The sequence below is a fragment of the Kribbella sp. VKM Ac-2571 genome, assembly GCF_004362255.1.
Classification (GTDB): Bacteria; Actinomycetota; Actinomycetes; order Propionibacteriales; family Kribbellaceae; genus Kribbella; species Kribbella pratensis.
In genome coordinates this window covers 134954-157326 of sequence record NZ_SNWS01000019.1, presented here as the reverse complement: position 1 = coordinate 157326, position 22373 = coordinate 134954, and the positions used below count along the sequence as shown (strand labels likewise).

At 68.6% G+C, this 22373-nt stretch carries 20 protein-coding genes and 1 pseudogene; 9 read left to right on the top strand and 12 right to left on the bottom strand.

Translation table 11 applies throughout. The features are described 5' to 3' along the window. Positions 1 to 19 precede the first annotated feature (19 nt). A complete protein-coding gene (locus tag EV651_RS33730; RefSeq protein ID WP_133789312.1) occupies positions 20 to 1342 on the top strand; it encodes a hypothetical protein in 1323 nt (440 codons plus the stop codon). 223 nt (positions 1343 to 1565) lie between these two features. Here the strand turns inward: EV651_RS33730 and EV651_RS33725 are convergent, their stop codons facing one another. Together EV651_RS33725 and EV651_RS33720 are read right to left on the bottom strand one after the other, a co-directional pair. Beyond that, on the bottom strand, positions 1566 to 2216 hold the full coding sequence (locus EV651_RS33725; protein WP_238157364.1) for an HAD family hydrolase: 651 nt from the start codon (positions 2214 to 2216) through the stop codon (positions 1566 to 1568). Between the two features lie 118 nt (positions 2217 to 2334). Next, positions 2335 to 4419 (bottom strand): type IIA DNA topoisomerase subunit B, encoded by a 2085-nt coding sequence (locus tag EV651_RS33720; RefSeq protein ID WP_133789310.1) that lies wholly within the window; start codon positions 4417 to 4419, stop codon positions 2335 to 2337. Between the two features lie 393 nt (positions 4420 to 4812). On the opposite strand from EV651_RS33720, the gene EV651_RS33715 reads away from it, so the two are divergent. Beyond that, the gene (locus EV651_RS33715; protein WP_133789309.1) at positions 4813 to 5043 is read left to right on the top strand and encodes a hypothetical protein; all 231 of its coding nucleotides are present in this window, start codon (positions 4813 to 4815) and stop codon (positions 5041 to 5043) included. Between the two features lie 107 nt (positions 5044 to 5150). Here the strand turns inward: EV651_RS33715 and EV651_RS33710 are convergent, their stop codons facing one another. After that, positions 5151 to 6626, bottom strand: coding sequence for a PLP-dependent aminotransferase family protein (locus EV651_RS33710; protein WP_202870629.1), 1476 nt, complete (start codon positions 6624 to 6626; stop codon positions 5151 to 5153). A 90-nt stretch (positions 6627 to 6716) separates the two neighbouring features. On the opposite strand from EV651_RS33710, the pseudogene EV651_RS33705 reads away from it, so the two are divergent. After that, positions 6717 to 7271: pseudogene (locus EV651_RS33705) on the top strand (LysE family translocator); the annotation flags it as partial. Positions 7272 to 7300: 29 nt separating this feature from the next. Here EV651_RS33705 and EV651_RS33700 read toward each other — a convergent pair. Next, on the bottom strand, positions 7301 to 9316 hold the full coding sequence (locus EV651_RS33700; RefSeq protein WP_133789307.1) for a glycogen debranching N-terminal domain-containing protein: 2016 nt from the start codon (positions 9314 to 9316) through the stop codon (positions 7301 to 7303). Positions 9317 to 9357: 41 nt separating this feature from the next. Between EV651_RS33700 and EV651_RS33695 the strand changes: the two genes are divergently transcribed. The 4 genes from EV651_RS33695 (at position 9358) to EV651_RS33680 (ending at position 12820) form a co-directional block, all read left to right on the top strand. Then, entirely contained in the window at positions 9358 to 9843 is a 486-nt protein-coding gene (locus tag EV651_RS33695) for a DUF456 domain-containing protein (RefSeq protein ID WP_133789306.1), read from the top strand. A 131-nt stretch (positions 9844 to 9974) separates the two neighbouring features. After that, complete coding sequence (locus EV651_RS33690) at positions 9975 to 10511, top strand: hypothetical protein (RefSeq protein WP_133789305.1); 537 nt, start codon at positions 9975 to 9977, stop codon at positions 10509 to 10511. Positions 10512 to 10598: 87 nt separating this feature from the next. Beyond that, a complete protein-coding gene (locus EV651_RS33685; protein WP_130385800.1) occupies positions 10599 to 11300 on the top strand; it encodes a response regulator transcription factor in 702 nt (233 codons plus the stop codon). Then, positions 11300 to 12820, top strand: coding sequence for a cell wall metabolism sensor histidine kinase WalK (locus EV651_RS33680; RefSeq protein ID WP_133789304.1), 1521 nt, complete (start codon positions 11300 to 11302; stop codon positions 12818 to 12820). The genes EV651_RS33685 and EV651_RS33680 overlap by 1 nt, the downstream gene beginning before the upstream one ends. On the opposite strand, the gene EV651_RS33675 is transcribed toward EV651_RS33680, so the two are convergent. Both EV651_RS33675 and EV651_RS33670 read right to left on the bottom strand, forming a co-directional pair. Next, positions 12801 to 13427 carry a cyclopropane-fatty-acyl-phospholipid synthase family protein gene (locus tag EV651_RS33675; protein ID WP_133789303.1) on the bottom strand — a complete coding sequence of 209 codons (627 nt, stop codon included), beginning with the start codon at positions 13425 to 13427 and terminating at the stop codon, positions 12801 to 12803. The genes EV651_RS33680 and EV651_RS33675 overlap by 20 nt on opposite strands. A gap of 58 nt (positions 13428 to 13485) precedes the next feature. Beyond that, complete coding sequence (locus tag EV651_RS33670; protein ID WP_202870628.1) at positions 13486 to 14799, bottom strand: MFS transporter; 1314 nt, start codon at positions 14797 to 14799, stop codon at positions 13486 to 13488. A gap of 93 nt (positions 14800 to 14892) precedes the next feature. On the opposite strand from EV651_RS33670, the gene EV651_RS33665 reads away from it, so the two are divergent. Next, positions 14893 to 15702 (top strand): phosphotransferase, encoded by an 810-nt coding sequence (locus tag EV651_RS33665; protein WP_133789302.1) that lies wholly within the window; start codon positions 14893 to 14895, stop codon positions 15700 to 15702. Here the strand turns inward: EV651_RS33665 and EV651_RS33660 are convergent. Beyond that, positions 15695 to 17179, bottom strand: a complete 1485-nt coding sequence (locus EV651_RS33660; RefSeq protein WP_133789301.1) for an MFS transporter — start codon at positions 17177 to 17179, stop codon at positions 15695 to 15697. The genes EV651_RS33665 and EV651_RS33660 overlap by 8 nt on opposite strands. A 118-nt stretch (positions 17180 to 17297) precedes the next feature. Here EV651_RS33660 and EV651_RS33655 point away from each other — a divergent pair, with 118 nt between their 5' ends. Continuing rightward, complete coding sequence (locus EV651_RS33655; protein ID WP_133789300.1) at positions 17298 to 18020, top strand: TetR/AcrR family transcriptional regulator; 723 nt, start codon at positions 17298 to 17300, stop codon at positions 18018 to 18020. Positions 18021 to 18064: 44 nt separating this feature from the next. On the opposite strand, the gene EV651_RS33650 is transcribed toward EV651_RS33655, so the two are convergent. The 5 genes from EV651_RS33650 to EV651_RS33630 form a co-directional block, all read right to left on the bottom strand. Next, entirely contained in the window at positions 18065 to 19120 is a 1056-nt protein-coding gene (locus EV651_RS33650) for a Gfo/Idh/MocA family protein (protein ID WP_133789299.1), read from the bottom strand. A gap of 1 nt (position 19121) precedes the next feature. Then, positions 19122 to 19967, bottom strand: coding sequence for a sugar phosphate isomerase/epimerase (locus EV651_RS33645; protein ID WP_133789298.1), 846 nt, complete (start codon positions 19965 to 19967; stop codon positions 19122 to 19124). Beyond that, positions 19964 to 21145 (bottom strand): ROK family transcriptional regulator, encoded by a 1182-nt coding sequence (locus EV651_RS33640; RefSeq protein WP_133789297.1) that lies wholly within the window; start codon positions 21143 to 21145, stop codon positions 19964 to 19966. Before EV651_RS33640 ends, EV651_RS33645 begins: the two co-directional genes overlap by 4 nt. Before the next feature lie 87 nt (positions 21146 to 21232). Further along, complete coding sequence (locus EV651_RS33635; RefSeq protein WP_133789296.1) at positions 21233 to 21910, bottom strand: membrane protein insertase YidC; 678 nt, start codon at positions 21908 to 21910, stop codon at positions 21233 to 21235. Between the two features lie 45 nt (positions 21911 to 21955). Further along, the gene (locus EV651_RS33630) at positions 21956 to 22210 is read right to left on the bottom strand and encodes a DUF6412 domain-containing protein (RefSeq protein WP_133789295.1); all 255 of its coding nucleotides are present in this window, start codon (positions 22208 to 22210) and stop codon (positions 21956 to 21958) included. Positions 22211 to 22373: the final 163 nt, after the last annotated feature.

The following is a 22373-nucleotide window of genomic DNA, read 5'->3' as shown; positions in this document are numbered from 1 at the left end:
AATCTGATAGACACCCTTTATGAGACTCCGCCCCAGCTCATTCCACCGCTCCCTGGTCGCCGGCGCCCTGGCGCTGACCGCCGTACTCTCCGGAGCGCCGATCGCCCAGGCACTCCCGGCCACCGCGCCCGCCTTCCGCGGCGGACCGGTCACCGGCTGCCTGGACCAGTCGATCGTCGGCACGGTCGAGGAGCAACGACTCAGCCGAGGCATCAACGGCGGTCCATCAGTGCCCGCGGAGATCCTGCGCCGCTCAGGCTTCGACCGCCAGGTCGACCTGTTCACACAACTCTTGTGCCGCGTCCCCAGCCGCCAGGCCGCAGCAGCCCTCGTACGCACGCAAGGCGAGGCCCTCTGGCGTACGGCGACCCGACGCGCGCAGCGTGCCCCGCAAGGCACCGACGCGCTACCCGCGACGGACGACCGCAGCCTGTACTGGGCGCGCATCTCAATGGCCCTCGCCCTGCGCCAATGGCAACCAGCCTTCGGTCTCGGTACGACGGAACGGGCCAACCTGATCCGCTCGTTCGAGTATGCCTCCCGCGGCATCACCAGCACCCGTTTCACCCCGGGCGTCCGCAAGATCCTCGTCACCGGATTCGACCCGTTCACGCTCGATGCGGACATCCGGATCGGCAACCCGTCCGGCGCCAACGCGCTGACCCTCGACGGCCGGCGCTGGCAGGTGAACGGCACGACGTACGAGATCCAGACGGTGATGTTCCCGGTCCGGTACACCGACTTCGACGAGAACATGGTTGAGAACGCGCTCGCACCGCACTACCGCCCCGGCCCGCAGCACGCCGACCTGGTGATGACCGCGAGCCAGGGCCGGGTGGGCATCTTCGATCTCGAGGTCTTCAACGGACGCCGGCGTTCGGTCAGCTCGATCGGCGACAACAACAACCTCTGGGGCGGCGGCACGATCAGCGCCCCGGTCGTCTCCCCCAGCATGCCGGCAGGCCCCGAGTGGCTCACCTCGAGCCTGCCGCTCGCGCGGATGGCCAAGACCGAGGTCCCGCCGTTCCGGACCCGCGTCAACACCTCCGTGCTGGAGATCCCCGCCGGCGAGACCACACCGGTGCGCCGGCCGGACGGTCCCACGGCCGGTTCGATCGCATCCGAAGGCACCGGCGGCGGGTACCTCTCCAATGAAGTTGCCTACCGCAACACTCTGCAGCGCGACCTGCTCGACCCGTCGATGCCGGCCGGCCATCTGCACGTCCCGGTGCTGTCGTTCGACCTCGCGAACAAGACCGCGATCACCGACCCGACCTACGAGGCCAACCGGGACGCGATCGTCGCCGGCGCCCATGCGATCCTGCGCGCCGCCCTCTCATGATCAGAATAGTCGCCATGTGATCACTATTCTGGTCACAACTTGAGAGTGGCGACCGTCCCTACGCTATTTGTCGACTCTTCGACATTCAGCTCGAGCCTCTCCGCCTGGCCGGTGTCCTCGAGCATCCCACGCAAGAGGCGACCACTGAAGTGATCACCGCCGTACCTGAAGTGATCAGAATTGTGTTCATGAAGTACCGGCCGGACGGTTGCTGGAGGCAACGTCATTCCGCCAGGATGATCGGGAACGCCTGCAGCACCGAGTCGAACTGATGGTCGGGGGCCGGGGCGTCGGTTGCGGGCCGGTTTCCGATTTGGATTGTGTGGAGGCCTGCCGCGATGCCGCCGGCGATGTCGTGGGAGGGGTGGTCGCCCACCATCCAGCCGCCGTCGAGGGTGGTGCCGGTTCGGGTCGCGGCGAGTTCGAAGATTCGTCGGTCGGGTTTGCGGACGCCGACTGTTTCGGAGACGCAGGCGTAGTCGATGGCGTCGGCGAGCTGGGTGTACTCGAGTTTCAGGTTCTGCTGGACGGTGCCGCCGTTCGTCACCACCGCTATGCGCCACCCGGCTGCACGCAAGTCGGCCAATCCGTCGAGCACAGGCTGCTCGACCCAGGCGAACAACGGATGTTCCTCGTCGTACGACGCCACCAACTCGTCCACCGGAGCCGCGAGCCCGAACCGCTCCCGCACCAGCTCGAACAGCTCCGCCCGCGGCCGGAACCCACCGTTGTCATGAGCAACCAACCACTCGACGGCGGACTCCCCCAGCCCGATCCAATCCGCCCACCAACGGGCCCACTTCAGGAACGCCCCGTCCCGATCGATCAGCGTGTTGTCCAAATCAAAACAAACCAACCGAGGCGTCCGCTCCACACCCCCACCCTCACACTCCCCGGACGTCCAGGCCATCACAATTGACCGCACTCCGCGCGGACAAGCGTGCACACGCCGGGCAATTGGCAATTGTGATGGGCTGGGTGTCCGCCTCGACTCAGACGTCGATGCGGTTTTCGTCCAGTTCGTAGGCGCCTTGGACGAGGAACTCCTTGCGGGGAGCCACGTCGTTGCCCATGAGGAGGTCGAAGACCTTGGCGGCGGCTTCGGCGTCGTCCACCGTGATGCGCCGGAGGGTGCGGTGCCGGGGGTCCATGGTGGTTTCGGCCAGCTGGTCGGCGTCCATCTCACCCAGACCCTTGTAGCGCTGCGGCGGCTCCTTCCAGCGGACGCCCTTCTTCATCAGTTCGGCCGTCTTCCGCTGGTACTCCGCGTCGCTGTACGTGTACAGGTACTTGTCCTGCCCCTTCTTCGGGTTCGTCAGCTCGAACCGGTGCAGCGGCGGTACGGCGGTGTAGACGCGCCCCGCCTCGACCAGCGGCCGCATGTACCGGAAGAACAGCGTCGCGAGCAGCGTCCGGATGTGGGCGCCGTCGGAGTCGGCGTCCGCCATGAAGATGATCTTGCCGTAGCGCGCCTGCTCGAGGTCGAACGTGCGGCCCGAGCCGGCGCCGACCACCTGGATGATCGACGCGCACTCGACGTTCTTCAGGACGTCGCTGACCGACGCCTTCTGCACGTTCAGGATCTTGCCGCGGATCGGCAGCAGCGCCTGGAACTCCGAGCTCCGCGCCAGCTTCGCCGTACCGAGCGCCGAATCACCCTCGACGATGAACAGCTCGGACCGGTCGACGTCGTTGCTGCGGCAGTCCGCGAGCTTCGCCGGCAGCGCCGACGACTCCAGCGCGGTCTTCCGCCGCTGCAGCTCCCGGTGCTGACGCGCGGCGACGCGGGTCCGGGAGGCCGCGACGACCTTCTCCAGGACGGCGCGCGCCTGCGCCTTGTGCTCCCGTTTCGTCGACGTCAGGAACGATTCGAGCTCGGTCTGCACGACCTTCGCCACGATCCGCGACGCCGCCGGCGTACCCAGCACTTCCTTCGTCTGCCCGTCGAACTGCGGCTCGGCCAGCCGCACCGTCACGACCGCGGTCAGACCCTCGAGTACGTCGTCCTTGATGATCTCCTCGCCGCTCTTCAGCAGCCGGGTGCCGTCAAGTGCGTTCGTGAAACTCTTCGACAGCGCCCGCTCGAACCCGGCGACATGGGTGCCGCCCTTCGGGGTCGCGACGATGTTGACGAACGACCGCACCTCGGTCTCGTACCCGTCGCCCCAGCGCACCGCGATGTCGACGTCCAGGTCCCGCTCGACGTCGGACGGGGTCATGTGGCCGGCGTCGTCGAGCATCGGCACGGTCTCGGTGAAGTGCCCCGTCCCGGCCAGCCGGATGACCTCGGTCACCTTCTGGTCCGTCGCCAGGAACTCGCAGAACTCGCTGATCCCGCCGTCGTGCTTGAAGGTCTCCTCGGTGAGCTCGTCGCCGCGCTCGTCGCGGATCACCAGCTCGAGCCCCGGCACCAGGAACGACGTCTGCCGCGCCCGGGTGACCAGCTCGTCGTAGTTGAAGGTCGCATCCTTGGTGAAGATCTGCCGGTCCGCCCAGTACCTGATCCGGGTGCCGGTGACGCCCTTCTTGGCCCGGCCGGCCTTGCGCAACCCCTTCGCCGGGGTGAAGCCGGCCGACGCGCCCTCGCCGTCGAACTCACCCGCGACACCGCGCCGGAACGACGTCGTCCAGATCACCCCGCCACGGTCGACCTCGACGTCGAGCCGCGCGGACAGCGCGTTCACCACCGACGCGCCCACGCCGTGCAGACCGCCGGACGCGTTGTACGACCCGCCGCCGAACTTGCCGCCGGCGTGCAGTTTGGTGAACACGACCTCGACACCGCTGAGCTTCGTCTTCGGCTCGATGTCGACCGGGATCCCGCGCGCCCGGTCGACGACCTCGACGGAGCCGTCCTTGTAGAGCACGACGTCGATCCGGTCGCCGTGCCCGGCCAGGGCCTCGTCGACGGCGTTGTCGATGATCTCCCACAGGCAGTGCATCAGGCCGCGGCTGTCGGTGGACCCGATGTACATACCGGGCCGCTTCCGGACCGCCTCGAGACCTTCGAGGACAAGCAGATGGCGGGCGTTGTACGCCGGGTCGATCTCGGTACTGCGAGGCGTCGGGGCGGCCACAGGGCTCCTTCACTGGATTGCCACACTTACACACCGCAGCTTATGCGGCCGCACCCCCAAAACGTGGCAGGCGGGGCCTGTGACGACTGGCCGGTGGGTACCGGAGATGCATGTCGCGACAGGTATCGATCCGGACTCGATTCGGAGTGGCGTACGACACTCCGAATCCGAGCAGACGGTGACGGTTTCATGGCGCACAGTGAGAGAAGAAGCACCCCGCCTCCGTGGCACACCAGAAAATCACCCGAAGACGAAACGATTCCGCGTCAGCAAGCGTCATACGAGGACAGGTGGTTCGTCTCACATACGGACACGTTGTCCCCACCGGGAAGCGATCCGCATGTCAGGATGTTGCAATCTGGTGAGTACGGAACTAGATGAGATGAGGCCTCAATGACTACAGCACTCGCCCCGAGTTCGGCGCTGTCTGCCGCGGATCGTTGTGACCGCTGCGGTGCGCAGGCCTACGTCCGAGTCACCCTGACCAGCGGTGGGGAGCTACTTTTCTGCGCCCACCACGGCCGCGAGCACTCGGAGAAGCTGCGCGACATCGCGATCACCATCCACGACGAGACCGGTCGGCTCGAAGCCACCCCCACGGTCACCGTAGACGACGAGCGGTGACCCACAAGCTGTTCTAAACGCGCCAGCGCCGGCGCCAAAGTCATCACAGGCTTCGATGGCGGTTCACCCGAGAGGTGAACCGCCATCCCTCTTTTGACCGAAAAGGCTTACACGACAGGTACGCCGGGACCGGGCCCGTGCCGCCGTAGTTCCTGCCAGGCGCGCGCCAGCCGCGCGACCGCATCATCAAGCACTTGCTCGGAGTAGGCGAAGGGCACCCGTAAGTAGTCGTTGTGTGCACCCGACGGATCCATGGCCTGCCCGGCCACCACCTCGACGCCGTGTCGCAAGGCCACCTGCGCGAACACGCGCGCATCAGTGTCCGGCAACCTGACCCACAAGGCCGATCCACCGACCGGCGGCGACCATTCCCAGTCCGGTAGCCGTTCGGTCAGCAACTCCCCCATCAGCTTCTTCCGCACGGTCGCCAGCCGCGCCCGGGCCGACGTCACCTCGGTCAGCCGCGGCAGCAGCCGGGCAGTCAGCGCCTGGTCGATGACCGGGCTCCCCAGGTCGGCCAGCGCCTTGTGCCGCGCCAACCGCTCGGCGAGCGGACGCGACGCCCGGATCCAACCGATCCGCAGGCCGCCCCACACAGCCTTCGACACCGACCCGATCGTCAGCACCTCGGCGTCGTCCGGCGCGTACGCCGCAAGCGGCGGCGGGATCTGCGGACCGGCCGGATCCCACGCCGAGTACGCGTTGTCCTCGACCACGACGACCCCGTGCCGCGCCGCCAGTTCCGCGACCTGCCGGCGACGGTTCGCCGACATCAGCCGACCGGTCGGGTTGTGGAACGTCGGCATCACGAACAGCATCGCCGGCTGATGCTCCGCGAACGCGGCCTCGAGCAGATCCGGCCGGATCCCGGCATCGTCCAGCGATACGCCGACCACTCGCCCGCCCGCCGCGCCGAAGAGATCGAAGCACCCCGGCCAGCTCGGCTGCTCGATGGCGACCGTGGCACCGTTGCGCAGGTACATCTGTGTCGCCAGCGCGATCGCCTGATGTGCGCCGGTCGTCACCACGATCTCGTCGGGTGACGTCGGCAACCCGCCCTCGGTGAAGTGTTCCGCGATCCGCTCACGCAGCACCGGCAGACCGCGCGGGTGGTACCCGACGTCGCCGAGCAGTGCGGGCAGCTCGTCGGAGGCCAGCGCGATGAGCTCCGACGACAGTTCGGGCAGCCCAGGATCCACGGCGTACGTGAGCGAGATGACCTCGCCCGGTCCGACGGTGATCCGGTGGAACAGCGACTCGCCGTACCCGGCGGGCATCTGCTTGTCCGATCGTGAACGACCTCGTCCGGCCGTGCGCGCGACCGTCGTACCGCTGCCGCGCCGGCTCTCGACCAGGCCGCGGGCACGGAGTTCGTCGTACGCCGCGACGACCGTCGAGCGACTGATCGCCAACGAGTCGGCCAGGCGCCGTTCGGCCGGGAGGCGGGCGCCGACCGGGAGCTCCGCGGAGCCGATCAGTGCGGCGATCTCGTCGGCCAGCCGCCGGTACAGGCCGCCGCTGCGGATGCTCAGCCGGTGTCCGATCAGGTCGGCCAGCGCCGACGGGTCTCCAGAACGGTCCACTTCTCCTCGGATTGGCTCGGGTGGACTGCTTCTCGCGTCGCCAGGCTAGTACCGGAAGGCAGTCCAGTTCGAGAGCAGGAGTGCGAAGACATGATGATCGGTCAGCTGCTGGGGTTCACCGGCGCGACGGTGGTGCTGGTCGGGATGCCGGGGCCGAACAACCTGTACATCTCGCTTCGCAGCCTCACCCAGGGGCGTCGCGCGGGCGTCGTCTCGGCGCTGGCCGTCGAGACCGGGACGCTCGTCTACATCGTCGTGACCGCGCTTGGTCTCGCCACCCTCGTGCAGGCGTCTCCCACACTCTTCACCGCAATCACCGTCGCAGGGGCGCTCTACCTCGCGTACCTGGGTCTCAAGTTGCTCAAGGCTCCCGTGAGCGACCACGCGGCAGATATCCAGGCCGCGCCGCTCGGCCGGGTGTTCCGCGACGGTGTCGTGGTGAACCTGCTCAACCCGAAGGCCGCGTTGTTCTTCCTCGCGTTCCTGCCGCAGTTCGCGACCCGCGGCGCGGATCCCGCTCAGCTCCGCACCGAACTCCTGGTGCTCGGCGTCGGCACCTTGCTGATCGGCCTCACCCTCGACCTCTGCTACGCGATCGGCGCCGACGCCGTAGGCCGCCGCTTCCGCTCGGTCCGTACGACGAGCCGCCGGCGCAATCTGATCGTCGCGGCGATCTACCTCGGGCTGTCCGCGTTCGCGCTGATCACGGCATTCTCAGGACCCTCCACAACCACCACTGAACCGTTCTCGAACCGCAGCGACAACTTCTCGCCGCCGACCCGCAACCCGTCGAGTTCGAGCACCTGCCAGGGCAGCGAGTCAGCGGGATTGATCGCCAGCGTGCCACCGGGTACGTCGGGCTCGATGCCGAACGCGGCGACCAGGACGGCGACCGCCGAGGCCGCTGCCCACGCCTGCGGACGGCACGAGAGCGGGTACGGCGTCGGCGTACTCTCCACACCCGTCCCGCGTCCGCCGTACAACTCCGGCAGGCGGTAGTCGAACGCCTCCGCCGCACGCACCAGACCCTCGACGTACGACGACGCCACGTCGGCCTGACCGCTCGCGAACAGGCCTTGGACCGTCATCGCGGTGTCGTGCGGCCACACGCTGCCGGTGTGGTACCCGAGCGGGTTGAAGCGGGTCATTGCGGTGGACAACGTTCGCAGCCCGAAGCCACTGTTGAGGTCCTCACCGGCCAGTACGTCGGCGACCGTCTGCTCCTCGTCCGCGTCGAGCAGTCCGGTGCCGAGCAGGTGGCCCATGTTCGACGCACGGCCGGCGACCGGGTTCTTCGCGCCGTCGAGCGCGATCGCCGGGTAGCCGTCGACCCAGAACTCCTCGCGGAAGCGTTCCTGCAGCGCGGTCGCCCAGGTCCGCCACTCGTCGCCGGACTCGCCGTGCGCATCGAGCAGTTCGGCGCCCTTGACGGCAGCGGCGTACGCGTACCCCTGTACCTCGCACAGCGCGATCGGGACCGTCGCCAACGTCCCGTCCGGCCACTGCACCGCGTCGTTGGAGTCCTTCCACCCCTGGTTCGCGAGCCCGTGGCCCGACTCGTCGACGTACTCGAGGAAGCCGTCGTCGTCCGGGTCGGCGTACTCCTTCATCCAGGTGAGGGCGCGCTTCAGGTTCGGCAGCAGGTCACGGACCTCGTCGGCGGGCATGCCCCAGCGCCATGCCTTGTGCAGCGTCATGATCCACAGCTGGGTCGCGTCGTGGGTGCCGTAGTACACGGCTGGGAGGACCAGTCCGCCGCCGTGGTCGGCGACCTCGGCGCGGAGCTCGTGCGGGATCTTGCCCGGCTGTTCGGCGGATCCGGCGTCGACCTTGGTGCCTTGCCGCGCGGCCAGCGCCCGCAGCGTGCCGGCGGCCAGCGTCGGGTCGACCGGGATCAGCATGCCCGACGAGATGAGCGAGTCGCGGCCGAAGAGCGTGAGGTACCAAGGCGGACCGGCGCCGAGGTAGCGGTCGTCGTCGGCTGCGAGTTGGAGCGCGCGGACGTCCTCGAGCGAACGGTCCAGCCAGCGTTCGACGCGTTTGTCGTCACAGCGGACAGTGACGTCGTACGGCGTGCGCTCGGCCGGCGGCTCGATCGAGAAGCCGGTGTTCGACTTCGGGAAGTCGGCCGTCACGCGCACGGTGATGGTGAACTCCTCCCCCGGCTCGACGCGCGGCGTGGCCGAAACGCCGGGGTCGGCGGTGACCACGACGCGGGTGTCGTCGCTCTCCCAGCGCGTGCGGCCGGGGCCGTCCGGGAGCGGGGCGAGTTGCGGCAGGCCGGTGGCGGCGCCGCTGCGGACCGCCGCCGTGCCGGCGAGATCGGTGCCGAGGGCAACATCCAGCCGGCCCTCGATCGCCGACCGGGAACGGTTCACCAGGGTGATGCGCTCGGTGAGACCTTCGGAGTCGACGGTCCGGGTCCGGTACAGCATCACCGTCGGGTCGTGCCGGGTGTCGCCGAGCCCCTCGACCATCGCGACGTACTGGTGGGTGGCCGCGTCCCGCTCGTCGACGTGCACCGGGATCGGCTCGCGTCCGTCGACCGTCACGCTCAGGTGGGACAGGATCCGGCGGTCCCGGGCGTACACGCCCTCGGCGCCGGATCCGGTCAGCTGACCGGAGCGGGGCGACAGGACCACCCACGGAGCAGCGAGCGCGGTGACCAGTTCGTGCAAAGGGGACGACATGTCTCCACCCTAAAGGTCGGTCGGTGCGAGAGAGTGTGGGTATGGAGACAGGCGTGGCCGTACTGGTCGGGATCGGGATCTTCGTCGGGATCGTGGGCATCGTCGTACCGATCCTGCCCGGGGCGATTCTCAGCCTGGCGGCGATCCTGGTCTGGGCGATCGTCGAGCACAGCGCGATCGGGTGGGTCGTGTTCGCGATCGCCGTGGTCCTGATCGGTGCTAGTCAGGTGGTGAAGTACGTCGTACCGGAGCGGCGGCTCCGTGAGGCCGGCGTACCGCGGCGGTCGATGATCGTCGGGATCCTGCTCGGCATCGTCGGGTTCTTCGTCATCCCGGTGGTCGGCATGTTCGTCGGCTTCCCGATCGGCGTCTACCTGTCCGAGCTGCAGCGGCAGCGCGACCACGCCGCGGCCTGGACCTCGACCAAGCACGCGCTCCGCCAGACCGGCGTCTCCATCCTCATCGAACTGGTCGGCACGTCACTCGCCGCAGCCGTCTGGCTCGTCGCGGTGCTTTTCGTCGTCTGAGCGACACAGTTCTTAGGTGATTGCCAGCTTCCTCTTATTCGCTGTGGAGGTTCGTCCAAGCCCGACGCGCCATCCTGGGAGGGACGAGTGCCGGGTGACGTCCCGGTACGCAGTACGGAAGGCGCAGCAGGATGAAGCTCTCTCAGAAGCGATGGCGGCTGCTCGGCACGGTGGCCGCCGTGGCCGTGACGACTACGGCCGGCGGGGTCGCTTGGGCCGCCAGCAACGCGGACCCGACGCCTTCGCCGTCGGCCTCCCCCTCCAGCCCGTCGACGCCCGGGCAGCAGCAGAAGCCGGACCGACCGGGCAAGGGCGGATTCGGGCCGCGGGGCGAGTTCGGGCTCGGCGGGGCGCTGCACGGCGAGTTCGTCGTACCGAAGGACGGCGGCGGGTACCAGACCGTCGCGACCCAGCGCGGCGAGGTCACCGCGGTCAGCAAGGACTCGATCACCGTGAAGAGCGCGGACGGGTACAGCCGGACCTACACGCTCACCGAGGACACGCTGGTCAACGCGGCCCGCGACGGCATCGACGACGTCAAGACCGGGAACACCGTGACCGTGATGGCTGTGGTCACCGACGGCAAGGCGACAGCCAGCTCGGTGAACGACGGGACCGTTCGCGACGCGGCAGGCCAGAAGTGGGGCTTCAAGCACGGTCCACGCTGAATTCGCACCGGGTAGGCGCGGACGACTCACAGGTGATTGCCAGGAACCTTCCAGGGTTCGCATGGGAACCACCGGCACACTGACACCATGAGTCCGCATCTGCTGGTTGTCGACGACGAGCCGAACATCGTCGAGCTGCTGTCCGCGAGTCTGCGGTTCGCCGGGTACGACGTGACCACGGCGACCCACGGCGCCGAGGCGCTGCGCAAGGCGCGGGACGTGGAGCCTGACCTGGTCGTGCTCGACGTGATGATGCCCGGGCTGGACGGCTTCGAGGTCGTACGCCGGTTGCGCGGTGAGGATCGGCACGTGCCGGTGCTGTTCCTCACCGCCCGCGACGCGGTCGAGGACAAGGTGCTCGGCCTGCAGACCGGCGGCGACGACTACGTCACGAAGCCGTTCAGCCTGGACGAGCTGGTGGCGCGTGTGCGTGCGCTGCTCCGCCGGTCCGGTCATCGCGAACAGACCACGACCGAGGCCGCCGTACTGCGGTATGCGGACCTGGAACTGAACGAGGACAGCTACGAGGTCTTCAAGTCCGGTCAGGCCGTGCAGCTGTCGCTGACCGAGTTCAAGCTGCTGCGGTGCCTCCTGGAGAACGCTGAACGGGTGATGTCGAAGGGCCAGATCCTGTCCGCGGTCTGGAACTACGACTTCGCCGGGGACGCCGGCGTGGTCGAGTCGTACATGTCCTACCTGCGCCGTAAGGTCGACACCGGCGATCAGAAGCTGCTCCACACGGTCCGCGGGGTCGGCTACGTCCTGCGTACTCCGCGAGGCCCCAACTGATGCCACTGAACCACCGGCGGTTCGCCGACCGATACCCGCTACGGGTCACCATCGTCGTGGTCCTACTGGCGCTGGTCGCGCTCGCCCTGGCCGCCTCCGGTGTGCTGGCGACCACGATCATGCGCGGCTACCTGACCGACCGCGTCGACGAGCAGCTGCGGCAGACCGCCTCGCAACTCGCCCACGTCAGGAAGGACAGGCGTCCGCCGCCTCCGGGAGGCTTCGGAGAGCGACGGCTGCTACCGAGTGCGTTCGTCGTGCAGTTCAACGAGGCGGACGGGAGTAGCGCCGACGGTGCCTACGGCGCGCGGCTGTCCGATCCCGATCCACTGCCGAAGTTGCCGGTTCTGAACCTCAACCAGGTCCGTGCGCGCGACGGGCGGCCGTTCGAGGTGGATGCGGTCTCCGGTGGTGCCCGCTGGCGGGTGCTTGCGGTCGAGAACGCCAACGGCGACGGATCGGTCATGGTGGCGCAGAGTCTCAAGGACATAGACCACACGATCCAGCGGCTGGTGGGCATCCAGGTCGCGGCCGGGGTGATCCTGCTGGTGCTGCTGGCCGGCGTCGGGACTTACGTCGTACGGCGAAGTCTGCGCGGACTCGAGGACGTGGAGCACACCGCGGTTGCGATCGCCGGCGGGGATCTGAGCCGACGGGTACCGCAGCGGGACCCGCGGACCGAGGTCGGGCGGTTGTCACTGGCGCTGAACCAGATGCTCGGGCAGATCGAGACCGCGTTCGCGCAGCGCACCGCGTCCGAGTTCGCGGCGCGCCGGAGTGAGGACGCGGCGAGACAGTCGGAGGATGCCGCTCGGCAGTCCGAGGAGCGGATGCGGCGCTTCGTGGCGGACGCGTCGCACGAGTTGCGTACGCCGTTGACGTCGATCCGGGGATTCGCCGAACTGGCCCGGCACCGGGGTGACGTGACAGACGCCGACACGATGCGCCGGATCGAGGACGAGGCCAAGCGGATGGGCCTGCTCGTCGACGACCTGCTGCTGCTCGCGCGCCTGGATCAGCAGCGCCCGTTGCGTTCGGAGTCCGTCGATCTGCTCCCGATCGCGGCCGACGCCCTGCACAACGCGCAGGCCGTGCAGCCCGAGCGCGACATCTCGCTGACGATCCTGCCCGACTCGGAAGCGCCGGTCGTCTCCGGTGACGAGGCACGTCTGCGCCAGGTCCTCGGCAACCTGGTCAGCAACGCCCTGCACTACACCCCCGTCGACGCACCGATCACCGTCTCCGTCGGTACCCGCGGCTCCGAAGCCATCCTCGAAGTCAGCGACACCGGCCCCGGCCTGACCGACGAACAGAAGTCCCGCATCTTCGAACGCTTCTACCGAGTAGACACCGCCCGAACCCGCTCCACCGGCGGCTCAGGCCTAGGCCTCTCCATAGTCGCCGCCCTCGTAGCCGCCCACCACGGCCACGTAACCACCACCGACACCTACCCCCACGGCGCAACCTTCACCGTCCACCTACCCCTCGCCCCAGCAGGACTCAGTGACGGCGTAGCTTGACCGTGCAGTCGCGGCGGTTGATTGGTGCGCCGTCGCGCAGGACTTGGGCGCGGTCGTGTACGCGGCTGACCAGGGTCTCCCACTCGCCGTCCGGAAGGGCCAGGCTCTCGATCACTTCGTCGGGCTCCGGGAAGTGGATGTCGGGGTGCGGGTTGTGCTCGCCGGGCGGGAAACCCAGGTGGCCCTCGATCAGCAGTACGCCGCCTGGCGCGACAGCCGCTGCTGCCCTACGCAGGATCGCGTCGCGAGCCAGTTCGGTCTTGGAGTGCAGGAACTGCGCGGACACCAGGTCGAACTCCCCGTCCGGGAACGACTTCCCCAGCTCGTGCAGCTGCCAGTCGATCCGATCGCCGACGCCGGCGGCCTTCGCGTGCGCGACGGCGCGACCCAACGCGACCGTCGAGATATCAACAGCAGTCACGGCCCAGCCCCGCTCAGCGAGCCAGATCGCGTCGGCGCCTTCACCGCAGCCGAGGTCGAGCGCCCGGCCCGGCGTCAGACCGGACACCTCGTCGACGAAGGCGACGTTCGGCTTGCCGCTCCAGATCTGCTCGTGCTCGGTGTAGAACGCGTTCCAGTGCTCGTCAGGGAGCTGTTCGGTCGTCATGGACCGATGGTCCGCGACCCGCCGCCATGCGGCCAACAATGTTGCCGGATTGGCAACCCTAGCTGTCGCGGACAGGCAGCGGCTCGGCCTTCCCGACCACGAAGGCGTACGTCAGCGCGCCGATCACCGCCACCACCCCCGCGACGGCGAACGACGGCAGGTACGACCCGTGGTAGACGTCGAGCAGCAGACCGAACACGTACGGGCTGATGATCCCCGCGATGTTCGACGCGAAATTCTGGATGCCGCCGATCGACGCCACATGCCGCGACGACGGCGCCACGTCACCCGGCAAGGACCAGATCCCCGTCGCCGCGATCGCCAGGCTCGCGTAGGAGATCGCCAGGAACAGCAAAGCGACGTACACCGACTTCGCCGGCGCCGCGAACACGATCGCCGCACCGCCGAGCAGACCGCCCACCATCACGGTCTTCCGAACCCGCGTCACGTCCGCCCCGGCCCGGATCCGCCGGTCGGCGACGATGCCCGCGATCCAGCCACCGGCGATCGCCGTGATGCCGGGCAGCGTCCCGAGAGTCCCGAGCTCCTTCAGGTCGAGCCCGCGGGCGTCCTTCAGGTACGACGGGAACCAGGTGAGGAAGAAGTAGATGACGAAGTTCAGGCAGAAGAAGCCGAGCATCATCCCGCGGATCGTCCGGTACCGGAACAGGTCCCGCCAGCGTACCTGCGCCGCCGCCTCGGAGTCGTTCTCGTCGATCCGCGCACCGTTCGACGCGATGTAGGAACGCTCCTCGGCGTTCGCGTGCCGGTGCTCCATCGGGTCGCGGTAGTACCAGTACCAGACCGCCGCGAGCATGATCCCGAGTACGCCGAGCACGACGAAAGAGAAGTGCCAACTCACCAACGCGATCAGGCCGGTCACGACCGGCAGCGACAGCACTGTCCCGACCCGCGAACCCGAATCGATCACCGCGCTCGCGAACGCCCGCTCGTGCGCCGGGAACCACCGCGACGCCGCCTTGGTCGCACTCGGGTACGCCGGCGCCTCCCCCGCGCCGAGCGCGAACCGGAACGCGAACAACGACCAGAACCCGCGCGCCAGCGGCGTCAGCGCGGTCACGACGCTCCACCACAACGCCGCGAACGTGAACGCCTTCCGCGAGCCCACCTTGTCGGCGAACCAGCCCGCCGCGAGCATCGCCCCGTCGTACGCCCAGAAGAACGCGCCGAGGATCAGGCCCTTCTCGGCGTTGCTGAGGTCGAGGTGCAGATCGTCCTCGATGAACGGCAGCGCGACGCTGAGGTTCGCGCGATCCAGATAATTCAGTGAGAGCCCGACGAACGCGAGCCCTAGGATCAGGTACCTCGTACGGCTGGCTCCTGGTGGAGCCTTCACAGACGTGGCGGTCACTGTGCGCCTCCGATCGACAGCGGATCGTCGGCACGCTACCTCGACCGGTCCCTCTGTGTAGACAAACGTTTCATAGAGTGGAATGAGGTTCGAGTGATCGAGGACGGCGAAGAGATCCCGCTGCTCGGCGGCGACGTGACCGAGGGCCTGGTGCGCGTCGGCGACACGGTACGGCGACCGCCCGGCGAACGCGCCGAACTCGTCCAGGACGTCCTGCTGCACCTGGAGAAGGTCGGGTTCGAGGGCGCGCCGCGATTCCTCGGCATCGACTCGGCCGGCCGCCAGGCGCTCACGTACGTCGAGGGCGAGGTCGCGGGCCGCCCGCGGCCACCGTGGATCGCGGACGAGGAGCGGATGATCTCGGTCGCCCGGCTGCTGCGCGCGTACGACGACGCGGTCGAGGGATTCGGCATCCCGGAGAACCTGCCCGCGCCGATCGAGCCACCCGGTCTGCCGGACCTCAACGATCCGCCGGAGCTGGTCGGCCACCAGGACGTGACACCGGAGAACGTGGTCTTCCGGGAAGGCCGCGCGTACGCCCTGATCGATTTCGATCTCGCCCGCCCGGTGAGCCGGGCCCGTGAGTTCGTGAACCTGATGCTGTGGTGGGCCCCGCTCGGCGCCGACGCCGATCTCGACCCCGAACTCCGTGGCCTGGACCGTCCCCGGCGCTGCCGGCTACTCGCCGACGCCTACGGCCTCTCCCCCGCCGACCGCGCCCGTGCCCTGGAGCTCACGATCGGATTGAACGTGCGCGCCTGGCACACCATGAAATACCGCGCCGAAACCCTGGGCGGCGGCTGGCAGCGAATGTGGAGCGAGGGAGTAGGCGACAAGATCCGAGCCCGCCAAACCTGGCTCGAAGCCAACGCCGACTCCCTCACCACAGCTTTGGTCAACTGACAGCAACCTCGTCCTGGACCTGCTGCTGATCAGACGTCTTGCGGTCCCGCAACAGCACGAGCGACAGCACCGCCGATCCCAGGACCGCCACTGCGCTCACCACGAACGTGCCTGACATCGCCTGCGCGAAAGCCGTCCGCGCGGTCTCAGCCAGACCATGGTCTCCACCGGCCACCGCCAGCGCCTCACCGATCGACCGTCGCGCCGCGGCCGGCGCCGACTCAGGCATGTTCGCGGTGAAGTTGTTCGCCAGCGCCGACCCGAGGATCGCGATCCCCAACGCCGCGCCCGCCTGCTGCACGGTGTCGTTCAACGCCGATCCGACACCGGCGTGCTCGCGCGGCACCGCACCCATCAGCGCCGCAGTCGCCGCCGGCTGGGCCAGTCCGGCGCCCGCACCGAACACACCCAACGCCAGTGCGACCATCCCGAACCCGTCGTCCGCGGACAGTGTCGACATCACCCAGAAGCCGCCGGCCAGCACGACCAGCCCGGCAACAGTCATCGGCCGGTTTCCGATCTTCTGACCGAGCGTCGCCCCGACGCCGTTCACCAGGATGACCGCCACCGCCATCGGCGCCATCGCCAGACCGGCCTTCGTCGGCGAGTACCCGAGGACGAACTGCAGGTACTGCGTCATTGCCAGGATCAACCCGCCATTGGCGACCTGCAGCAGCACCAGCGACAGGCTGCCGCCGCTGAAGTTCCGGTCACGGAAGAGCGCCAACGGGACCATCGGCACCGGCGTCCGCAGCTCCCACCCGACGAACAAGGTCAGTCCGGCAACGGCGACCGCCAGCATCGGCCAGGACAGCCCGTGCTCCGGCAGGTCGATGATCACCCAGACCAGCGCCACCAGACCGACCATCGACAGCAGCGCACCGATCGGGTCGGGCTTGCGCCACGGCCCCTTGGACTCCGGCATCAGGACCACCGCCGCCGCGATCGCCAGCACCACCACCGGAACATTGATGAGGAACACCGATCCCCACCAGAACTTCGCGATCAACGCGCCGCCGAGCACCGGCCCGCCGATCAGCCCGACCATCAGCACCGAGCTCCAGATCGACATCGCCCGGCGGCGTTCGCCGGCGTCGAAGACCGTGATCAGCACCGACAACGTGCTCGGCATCACGATCGCCCCGCCGACACCCATCAGCACCCGTCCCGCGATCAGCATCTCGGGAGTTCCGGCGTACGTCGCCAGCAGCGACGCGACACCGAAGATCGCCAGGCCGGTGATCATCACCTTCTTGCGCCCGTACCGGTCGGACAGGCTGCCCGCGGTCAGCAGCAGGCCCGCGAACACCAGGATGTAGCTCGCGACGATCCACTGGATCTCCTGCGCGCTGGCACCGAGGTCCTCGGTGAGCACCGGGATCGCGACGTTCAGGACCCCGTTGTCGAGCACCAGCACCATCGTGCTCAGGCAGAGCACGATCAGAATCAGCCATCTGCGCGGATGCCGAGCGGTCATCGCGCACCTCCTCGAGTCAGTTACTTGAACAGTGTTCAGATAGCTTGAACAGTGTGCAATTTCGATTGAACGCTGGTCAAGTCCTGCACGATGTTCAGTAATCGGTTAAGGTGGAGGCATGTCGAGCGAGGACTACACGTCGGTCTGGACGCGACCGAAGCGCGGCCGGCGCCGTGAGCAGCCCGCGCTGACCCAGGACCAGATCGTCGCGGAGGCGATCAAGCTGCTGGACGCCGACGGGCTGGAGGCGCTCACGATGCGCAAGCTCGGCGCGGCGCTCGGCGCGGTGGCGACCGCGGTCTACTGGCACGTCGCCAACAAGGACGAGCTGCTGGAGCTCGTCGTCGACGAGGTGTACGGCGAGATCGAGGTGCCGGGGGTCGCGGATCCGTCCGCGTGGCGCCCGGCAGCCGAAAGCGCGGCGCGCAGCGTGCGGGCGATGATCGTCCGGCACCCCTGGGTGGCGCCCACGCTCGCCGACGTGGGCATGAACTACCTCGGGCCGAACCTGATGCGGATCTCCGACGACCTGCTCGGCATCTACCTGGCGGCCGGCTTCGAGCTGATCGAGGCGGACCGGGCCGCCAACACCGTGCTCGGCTACGTGATCGGCGTCGCGTCGGTCGAGGCCGCGACCGTCAGCAAGCTCAAGCGCACCGGCAAAGACATGGCGGCGTGGCAGGCCGAGGTCTGGCCCGCCGCGGTCAGGGCCGCCGAGCCGTACCCGCATATGCGGGCGCTGTACGCCGCCAACAGCAACACCGACCTCGAAGCCGGCAGCGAGGACAGCTTCAGCTACGGCCTCGCCAGAATCCTGGACGGCCTCGAAGCCCGCCTGTGACCGGGCGGGTTGCCCGAGGCTGGGCGCCTCGGGCAACCGGGTGGTCAGTGGGTGATGGCGACCTCGGTGCCGGACTTCGCGGACTCGTAGATCGCGGACAGCATCTTGGCCATCTCCAGGCCCTGTTCCGCCGTGGCGTCGGCGGGGATCTCGCCGCGGCAGATGCGCAGGAAGTGGTCGATCTGGTTGGCGAACCCGACCCGGAAGTCGAATCCGAGCGAGTCGATCTGCGGCTGGACGTGCAGCAGCGTGTCGTGCCGCTCGGTGATCATCAGCAGCTCGGGCTCGATCTCGGCGCCGCCCTTGTCACCGTGGATCCGGACGCTGATCTCGTTGCGCGCGTGCAGCGAGTACGACGTGGCCACGTCGAGGACCGCCCCGCCCTCGAACCGGATCTGCGCGGTCGCGAAGTCCTCGACCGTGTTCGGCCGCGCCGCCGACGCGGCCTTGTACCGGGTCAGGTTCTGGATGTTGTCGCGGGCACCCAGCAGCGTGAACGTCGCACCGGACGCGGACACCGCCTTCGGCATCCCCATCAGGTACCAGCACAGGTCGATGATGTGGACCCCGAGGTCGATCAGCGGACCGCCGCCGGACAGTTCCACGTCACCGAACCAGCCGCCAGGATTGCCGGCCGTCCGCAGCAGCGTGGCCCGGGCCGCGTAGATGTCACCGAACTCGCCGGCGTCCAGGAACCGCTTGGTCACCAGCGCGTTCGGCGCATACCGCCGTACGTACCCGATCTGCAGCGCCTTCCCGGTCTCCTCGACCGCCTTCACCAGCGCCTCGGCCTCGGGCACCGTCACGGTCATCGGCTTCTCGACCAGGACGTCCTTGCCGGCCCGCAGCGCCGCCTCGGCGATCGGGGCGTGCAGCGTGTTCGGCACGCACACGCTCACCGCGTCGATGCCCGGATCCGCGAAGATCTCCGCGGCGTCGCCGGTCACCCGCTCCACACCGAACTGCTCACCGCGGGCCTTCGCCCGCTCGAGGTCCACGTCGCACACGGCGACGAGCTCGGACTGGGGGTTCGCCTGGTACGCCTTCAGGTGCTCGACGGCGATCGAGCCGAGCCCGATCACGGCAATCCGCGTCGTCATGTCACGCCACGCTTTCAGTCAGTCGGATGATGTTCGCGAGCGAGCGCTCGATGGCCGGAAGCGGTGCTTCCATGCCCTCGAACTCCAGGCTCACCGGTACGTCGGGCTTGGTCGCGACCAGTGCGAGCAGGCCGGGGAGGTCCACGTCGCCGTGACCCGACACCGTGCCGAGCAGGTAGTCGCCGGCCAGCGTCTTGAGCCAGCCGTCGCCCGCCGAACGGCGGATGTGGAAGTCCTTCACGCCGATCGACGCCGCGACGTCGATCAGGCCGGCGGCGGTCTTGCCCGGCACCTCGCCGACGCACAGGCCGTTGCCGAGGTCGAGGGTGACCCGGAAGTTCGGGCGGTCCACGGCGTGCACGAGCCGGGCCAGCCGGTCGCTGCCGTTCATGAAGAAGCCGTGGTTCTCGATCGTCGACACGATGCCCAGGTCCGCGGCGTGGTCGGCGACCGCACGGCAGCCCTCGACGACCTTCTCGAACGTCGTCTCGAACTCGCCCGGGTCCTGCTCACGCCATGCCCACGGCGCGACGTCGTGCCGGAAGATGCGGGCGCCAAACGCGTGCGCGACGTCCAGCTGCCGGCGGAGACGGTCGATCTCCGCGCCGTCGGCGGTCCGCAGATCGCCGCTGACCAGGTAGTTCACGATCGGTACGCCGATCTCCTCGGCGTGCTTGGCCGTGTCGCGGACGACGTTCTCATTCTCCAGGTAGTACTCGCCGTCCATCGCGGCGACCTCGATGTGCCCGGCCGACGAGGCCGCGACCCAGTCCAGGACCGCGATCAGGTCCATCTCGCCGCTCGTCATGAGCTGGCGGAAGCAATACGAGCTGACTCCTAGCTTCACTGCGTGGTCCTCTCGAGTTCGTGAGTGATGTGGGCCCACGGACTGGGGTAGTCGTGGACACCGTAGATACCTGAGCTGCACCGGTCGAACGCATTGCCGACCGCCCCGAGCACCACCGCTTCGCGCCCCAGCGCCGAGGCGACGAAGGGCGGCCGCTCGGGGAAGACCAATTCCTGCTCGACCGCTGCCGTGAGCGGACGAAGCAGCGCGCCGCTGTCCTGCAGGGCCCCGCCGCGCACGACCACGACCTCGGGATCGACGACCAGCAGCACGGTCGCGATCCGCCCGGCGATCTGCGCACAGAAGTCCTCGACCTCCGCCTGCGCGTCGGCATCACCGGCGGCTGCCGCACTCAGCACCTCCGCACTGGTCGGCCGCACAGACCACACGAGCTGCCCGCGCTGCGCATTGCGCGTCCATCGCATGCCGCGCTGCGCGCCGAGCTCGCCCGCAAGGCGATGCCGACCCTGCCGGATGACGCCGTTCAGGACGATCGAGACGGAGAGCCGATGGCCGATCTGGAGATAGACGACATCGGAGTACCCACGGCCCGCGCCGCCGCGTTGCTCGGCCAGCGCCGCCAGCTTGATGTCGTTGTCGACGACGATCGGTTGTTCGAGCTCCTTCGCCAGCAACTCCGCGACGGGCACGCCGACCAGGTCCGGCATCGCCAGACTGGCACGCAGGCGACCGTCGGCCTCGACCACGCCGGGCAGGCCTACACCGACCGCGCGAAGACGCCCGAGGTCGATCGACCGGCCCGCGCGTGCGAGATCGGTCGAGCCGGCTGCGGCGTCGAGTGCGCGTGGGATCAGCGAGAGGTCGGCCTTCCGCTCGGGCGCCAGTTCGGCGTACCCGAGCCGGCGGCCGGACAGGTCGCAGATGATCGCGCGTGCGCCGCGGGGACCGAGGTCGACGCCGGCGACCAGTCCGGTCTCGCGGGCGAACCGGAACGCGCGAGCAGGTCGGCCCGGGCCGGCCGTCGCCGGGCTGGCCGCCTCGACCAGCCCGGTCTCGAGGAGATCGTCCAGGACGGCATGCACCGTCGGCCGCGACAGGCCGGTGCCCTCGCTGATCGCGCCGACCGTGCGCGCCTCGTCGGCGTCGGCGAGGTAGCGCAGACACGCGACCTGGTTCGCAGATCGCTCCGCCTGGGCGGCGCCGCGTGCACTGTCCATCGACCCCAACCCATTATGGAACCGGCTTTAATAAAGACGGTAACAGAACGCGTGAGCACACAGCAACGCTTCCCCCCAACGGACCGCCTAGCGTTGGAGGATTGTGCGTTCGGCGAGGGTCCAGGTGGTGGTTGTGAGGAGGTAGAGGCCGGCGGCCAGCGGTACGAAGGCGGCGGTCAGGAGTGTGCCGAACGGCAGCACTTGGGCGACCCGTCGTGACAACGTGGTCGCCGACGGGTCCAGCTGCCGTAGTTGGAGTCGCGCCGAGAACCATGCGACCACAGCGAGTAGTACCGCGATCACGATGTACGCCGGGGTGCCGGTGAGGATCGGCCAGTGGACGCCGAGCGGGGCGCCGAGCAGGTTGCCGCTGATGAGCTGGTTCGACTCCCCCGCCACCATGGTTCGCGAGAACAGCGTGTACATCAGCCAGAAGAACGGCAGCTGCGCGAGCGTCGGCAGGAAGCCTGCGAACAACGACGTACCGGACTCCGTCTGCAGCTTCGCCACCTCACGCTGCAGGCGCTCCGGATTGTCGCGATGCCGCTCGGTCAACTGCTTCAGCTGCGGCATCAACTCCGCGCGGGCCTTCAACCCGCGGTGCGCCCGCACGCTCAACGGGACAAGGGACAACCGTACGGCGAGGGTGCACACCACGATCGCGATGACCGCGGCGTACGCGCCGGCGAACGGTTCGAGAGTGGCGACGAGGGACGTGAGCAAGTGATAGGCACCGGCGACCGGTGCCTCCAGGAAAGAAGGCACAGCAAAACTCCACGAGTGTGTAGGAACAGGTAGCGAGGTGGAGCGCTACCGTCCCGGTGCTCGTGGGCGTGGCCGCCCGGCCGCGCCAGGATCGCGCAGCCGGAGGAACACGGTCTGCTCGGCGCGGTCCCGGACCGAGGTGGCGCGGGCAAGCAACGGCACCGCGGTCGGGGCAGATGCCCGCGCGACCACGACCAGCGCCAACAGCAAAGCCGCCGCCATGAGTACGGCGGCGGCCAGTGAAGCCGTGTCGAACACAGGGATCACCGACGCGAGCACGCCGGCGATCCACTGCGTCATGACATGGGCGTATCTGATGGTCCCGCGCCGTAGCGAGCAGGTGCTCGGTGCGGTGGCTCGGCGTGCTGGAGCGAAGGCGTCGATGTGGTTTCATCGTGGCCTTTGCTCCAGTGCGGCGAGATGCCGTGCCGAGTGCCGCGCAGTAGGCGGGGGACCATCAGAT

Bases quoted from the DNA above. Each gene is read 5' to 3' on its own strand.
- EV651_RS33660 (WP_133789301.1), bottom strand. From the start codon at position 17,179: ATGACCGCTCGGCATCCGCGCAGATGGCTGATTCTGATCGTGCTCTGC.
- EV651_RS33650 (WP_133789299.1), bottom strand. From the start codon at position 19,120: ATGACGACGCGGATTGCCGTGATCGGGCTCGGCTCGATCGCCGTCGAG.
- EV651_RS33690 (WP_133789305.1), top strand. From the start codon at position 9,975: ATGAAGCTCTCTCAGAAGCGATGGCGGCTGCTCGGCACGGTGGCCGCC.
- EV651_RS33630 (WP_133789295.1), bottom strand. From the start codon at position 22,210: ATGACGCAGTGGATCGCCGGCGTGCTCGCGTCGGTGATCCCTGTGTTC.
- EV651_RS33730 (WP_133789312.1), top strand. From the start codon at position 20: ATGAGACTCCGCCCCAGCTCATTCCACCGCTCCCTGGTCGCCGGCGCC.
- EV651_RS33675 (WP_133789303.1), bottom strand. From the start codon at position 13,427: ATGACGACCGAACAGCTCCCTGACGAGCACTGGAACGCGTTCTACACC.
- EV651_RS33695 (WP_133789306.1), top strand. From the start codon at position 9,358: ATGGAGACAGGCGTGGCCGTACTGGTCGGGATCGGGATCTTCGTCGGG.
- EV651_RS33655 (WP_133789300.1), top strand. From the start codon at position 17,298: ATGTCGAGCGAGGACTACACGTCGGTCTGGACGCGACCGAAGCGCGGC.
- EV651_RS33680 (WP_133789304.1), top strand. From the start codon at position 11,300: ATGCCACTGAACCACCGGCGGTTCGCCGACCGATACCCGCTACGGGTC.
- EV651_RS33700 (WP_133789307.1), bottom strand. From the start codon at position 9,316: ATGTCGTCCCCTTTGCACGAACTGGTCACCGCGCTCGCTGCTCCGTGG.
- EV651_RS33640 (WP_133789297.1), bottom strand. From the start codon at position 21,145: ATGGACAGTGCACGCGGCGCCGCCCAGGCGGAGCGATCTGCGAACCAG.
- EV651_RS33715 (WP_133789309.1), top strand. From the start codon at position 4,813: ATGACTACAGCACTCGCCCCGAGTTCGGCGCTGTCTGCCGCGGATCGT.
- EV651_RS33685 (WP_130385800.1), top strand. From the start codon at position 10,599: ATGAGTCCGCATCTGCTGGTTGTCGACGACGAGCCGAACATCGTCGAG.